At 36.9% G+C, this 4107-nt stretch carries 8 protein-coding genes; 3 read left to right on the top strand and 5 right to left on the bottom strand.

All coding sequences use genetic code 11. The features are described 5' to 3' along the window. A partial coding sequence (locus tag ACFIQE_RS08790) for a hypothetical protein (RefSeq protein WP_375707557.1) occupies window positions 1-321 on the top strand: 321 nt, incomplete at its 5' end. 350 nt (window positions 322-671) lie between these two features. Here ACFIQE_RS08790 and ACFIQE_RS08795 read toward each other — a convergent pair. Beyond that, complete coding sequence (locus ACFIQE_RS08795; protein ID WP_375627494.1) at window positions 672-1217, bottom strand: ImmA/IrrE family metallo-endopeptidase; 546 nt, start codon at window positions 1215-1217, stop codon at window positions 672-674. Between the two features lie 3 nt (window positions 1218-1220). Further along, on the bottom strand, window positions 1221-1586 hold the full coding sequence (locus ACFIQE_RS08800) for a helix-turn-helix domain-containing protein (RefSeq protein WP_375628638.1): 366 nt from the start codon (window positions 1584-1586) through the stop codon (window positions 1221-1223). 410 nt (window positions 1587-1996) lie between these two features. On the opposite strand from ACFIQE_RS08800, the gene ACFIQE_RS08805 reads away from it, so the two are divergent. Next, the gene (locus ACFIQE_RS08805) at window positions 1997-2737 is read left to right on the top strand and encodes an antA/AntB antirepressor family protein (protein ID WP_375628636.1); all 741 of its coding nucleotides are present in this window, start codon (window positions 1997-1999) and stop codon (window positions 2735-2737) included. Continuing rightward, window positions 2734-3012, top strand: coding sequence for a hypothetical protein (locus tag ACFIQE_RS08810; protein WP_375621875.1), 279 nt, complete (start codon window positions 2734-2736; stop codon window positions 3010-3012). Before ACFIQE_RS08805 ends, ACFIQE_RS08810 begins: the two co-directional genes overlap by 4 nt. A 45-nt stretch (window positions 3013-3057) precedes the next feature. On the opposite strand, the gene ACFIQE_RS08815 is transcribed toward ACFIQE_RS08810, so the two are convergent. From ACFIQE_RS08815 to ACFIQE_RS08825, 3 genes are read right to left on the bottom strand one after another with little or no spacing between them, the layout of a single operon-like run. Further along, entirely contained in the window at window positions 3058-3330 is a 273-nt protein-coding gene (locus tag ACFIQE_RS08815; protein WP_375707558.1) for a CopG family antitoxin, read from the bottom strand. A 42-nt stretch (window positions 3331-3372) separates the two neighbouring features. Continuing rightward, window positions 3373-3690, bottom strand: a complete 318-nt coding sequence (locus ACFIQE_RS08820) for a type II toxin-antitoxin system HicB family antitoxin (RefSeq protein WP_004856761.1) — start codon at window positions 3688-3690, stop codon at window positions 3373-3375. Beyond that, window positions 3680-3952 carry a toxin HicA gene (locus ACFIQE_RS08825; RefSeq protein ID WP_375707559.1) on the bottom strand — a complete coding sequence of 91 codons (273 nt, stop codon included), beginning with the start codon at window positions 3950-3952 and terminating at the stop codon, window positions 3680-3682. Before ACFIQE_RS08825 ends, ACFIQE_RS08820 begins: the two co-directional genes overlap by 11 nt. Window positions 3953-4107: the final 155 nt, after the last annotated feature.

The following is a 4107-nucleotide window of genomic DNA, read 5'->3' on the forward strand; positions in this document are numbered from 1 at the left end:
ACTTTTGGGCAGCCCATCATCTACACGCGAAAGGACAACCAGCAATCTTTTCGTATCACAGCGATTTACGGCATTAAACATTCGGAATCGGACGCCGGTGGCAGAATCCCCACCACAATTCCAAGAAAGGAACTTGATCTTTGTATCAATGATATCGGAGGCTTACCACCAAAACCTCAAGATAGTGTTATTGTGATGGATCCTGAAAACAGCAAAGCCCCCTCTCAAGAGCACTTCGTGATCACAGATGTCCAAGCCTTTGAATCCGGTATGTATAAGCTTATCTTGCGTAACGAATCTCCACCTAACAAGCAGTTTTGATTACATTTCTGAGATGCAGAAGGGGAATAAATTATCCCCCTTCTGCTTTTTTTCTCATTCACTCAATTGGAATACACCAAGCCTTTCGCCCATAGTGTTTTGCGTAAAGTTTTTGACCCGTATGAGGACATCTACGCCATGTACGAAAAACGTAGGTTTTACTTTCTTTTAATTTTTTTTTGTTATCCATTAGATAACTTTCTCGGTGAATAGACCTAGACAAGAGACATTCACAATGATACAATTTTTACTGCTACAGGTTGCATCTTGCTGTTTCCTGTCTGGTTTTACGTTAGCGAACCATAACCTAACGTAAACTCTTTATGGGTTTGAGCTGCAACTCAAACCCATTATTGTTGTGATTTAAAATAATTTGTCATGTAATTTATCCTAATCTCTGCTGCTTGTAATGAAACTCCATAGAAATTAGCTACCTCTCTTGGAGTCTTAAATCTTGACATTCCTGAACGTGGCATTAAAAGCTCAGCAGCAAATTGGTTAGCTTGTTTTTCTGCACTGCGATAGACAGGTATTTCATGAGAATTGACTACGCGTTGAAAAGGTAAATTTGTATGTAAAAAAAGATGACCAAGTTCATGAGCAACTGTAAATCTTGCGCGACCATTATCATCGTACGCATCTTTATAAATATCCTCTCTTAAAACAATGAATTTGCCTTGCGGGTCTGTTAAACCACCCACATTTCCAAGTTCTTCCTCATCTGCGATATGTAAACAATATCCTGGTCTCATAGTAGGCAAAATGTATTCAGCAAAATCCATAACTGGGAAAGCTTGGTAATCTAACAATTTCAGTTCTTTTCGAAGTAAATCAGTAAAAAAACCAATTTTCTCCCAACTATAAGGAGGAACTTCGTAATCAATGCTTTTCTTCACCTTCTACTTACCTTTTTTTTCTTTTATCTGTTCCATTAATTTTTTCATTTTTTCTACATCTTCTGGAGAAATGTTATCTATAACTCTAGCAAACATACCAACAAGTTTACCTGTGGATGAATTAGAAGACTTTATTGTAAAACTTTTGCGGCAAGCATCAGCCTCTTGTCTTAAGAGAGAAGCCATATTTTGATCTAAATCGTATAATTCTATGATCTTTTCTTCCATACCAACAGGCACAGATTTTTTGCCAATCTCAACAGAAGATAAAAATGCTACAGATATATCTAATTTTTTAGCCATATCTAAAAGGCGTTCTGCATGATCAATACGGAGTTTCCGTAAGGTTTTACCAAAGGATGTAAGCATCAAATAGAACTCCAAAGGACGGATAATTAATCTTAATAAGTTGAATATATTTTATCTTAAGGTATAAATCAACTCTTTTTTTTACAATAATTACAAATTGCCAATAGCAAAAATTTAAAAATTATCGAAAGTGGCTTGACATTGTGACAGGAGTATGAATAATCGAATCAGGTGCCTAACAAACACCTTAGAACCATAAGCGGATTGGTTACCGAAATAATCAGTCTTCTATACATTAAAGACTTTGACTCATTATATGCTACATGCGTATAATAACATCTGTCGGGTGTGGTTACGCTATACAATACCCTTGCGGGGAAAGTGTAACGACGGACTTATGGCCGTGTTTGTTAGCGCCCGGCACTCTTTTTGAGTGTCATTAACAAACGTCTAACCATAAGGAATTCATTATGAATACTCTTATAGAAATTAGAGAACAGGTTATTGATCAGGAAACTGTTCAAACTGTTAACGCTCGTGATTTGCATGCGTTTTTAGAAGTAGGTAAAGATTTCTCTACTTGGATTAAATATCGCATCAACAAATATAATTTATTAGAAAATCAGGATTATTTAGTTTTCACCAACTTTGGGGAAAACCTCCAAGGTGGTCGTCCTTCTAAAGATTATCATCTAACTTTAAGTGTAGCAAAAGAGCTTTCTATGCTTGAGAACAATAAGAAAGGTAGAGAAGCGCGTTTATACTTTATCAAATGTGAACGGCTTTTGAAACAAGTAGTGACACCACAAGTTGACTACTCCAAACCAGAAGCATTGCTTGGTGTTTTGAATCACTTACAAAGCCAAATCGAGCAGAAAGATCATGTTATTGCTGAATTGACTCCAAAAGCAAAAGCTTTGGAAGGTTTAAAACGCTCTGATGGTTTGTTCGGTCTTATTGAAGCAGCAAAGATGTTAGAGGTGCGACCAAAGGATTTAACGGATTACTTGCGTAAACATGATTGGGTGTATCGACGGGCTCCAGGGGCGCCTCTGTTACCTTATCAGGACAAGATCAAGAAAGGATTCATGGATTGCCCTGCTATTACCATTCAAAGACCGGATGGTACAGAAAAGGTGCTGCCTTCAACAAAAATTACATCCAGAGGATTGGCATGTTTGAGAGAGCAAATCTTTGGGGGTGTGCAATGAATAGCAGTGTCGACTTCTTATGCGATTTGTGGATGGCATTGTTTAAGCTTTCTAACCATCGAGGCATTGGAGATGAGGACTGCAATGCTATAGTTGAGGTTATGGAATCGGTCGTAGATGCTCTGGTTTTAAAGCTTCAAGATGACGTGCCCAATATTACAAAAATCTTGGCAATTTTGACAGATTTTGGAGCTTCAGAACTTCCACATCGTATGGATTCTTTGTTGCGAACTTATGAACCAGATTTAGAGAGCCCCATTAAAAAGGTTGCTTAATTAAAAAAATAGAACTCCCCTCCCTGTTCTTAAAATGGGGAGTGGTTAATTCCGATGATTTTTTCGTAAAGCCTGTTCAATCAGATGCCTAACATAGCGTGTGTAAGGGATAGCTTGATTTTTAGCTTTTTCCTTTAAAGCCTTCATAAGCGCTTGAGGCAACCGAATGTTGATAGACGCTTCTTTAGGTAAGAATTCAAAATGAACAGGCTTAAAACCAGTTAAGTCATAATCTGTAAAATCTGCAGTATCGACAAAGTTTTCTGCTTCTTTATCCGTCTTAAAAACGGGTATTTGTTTTAATTTAGAGGTTTTCATAAAAATTAAATTTCTTTTGATGTGTATAGAATTTTAAAAGATTCAAAGTTTAGAAGAAATGTATCTGTTTAAACTCACACCATTTTCAGCGGCTTGTATTGCAAGTTTTCTATGGAGTTCTGGTGGTATTCTTAATTGAAACTTACCACTGTATTTACCATGTGACAAAGGCACAGGAACTTCTTCTCCATTATGTTGCATGTCCTCAACAACTTCTGAAACAAGGTCCATAATGCCTTTTAAAGCTTTCTCTGCTTGAGCATCTAACCATGAAAGGGATGGGAATTCTGCACACAATCCAACATATTCCTCATCTTCTTGCGACCACAAAACACGATATGTATAATGATTATTGTTCATGTTTCATCCTTTCTATCGCTTGTAAGACTTGTTTGACTTGATAAGCTTTTGCTTTGTTACCAGAATCTTTTTGAATATTCACACGGGGGTCACCAAGCCACGGTGTTTTAAAAACAAAGTGGCTTGTACCATTGTTCCGCGGTTCTCCAAAGAAATAGACACATACAGCCAACAAATCTGAAAACTTGATGTTCTTTGGTGATGCTTTCATCAAGCTGATTATTTTTTCAACTTTATTGCTCATAATCAATGATAGTATCATTATTAATCCTAGTCAATCTTTTATACACTTAATTGGACAGGAACACTCATGCATCCGAGAGAAACGATAAGAGAAAGCTTTGTTGCTTTGATAAAGGCAGCAAAGACGGCAGCTGGTGACAATGTTTTCAATATGCGTGACTTCAATTTATTTAT

The organism is Bartonella sp. AA1HLJMS, from assembly GCF_042197445.1.
GTDB lineage: Bacteria > Pseudomonadota > Alphaproteobacteria > Rhizobiales > Rhizobiaceae > Bartonella.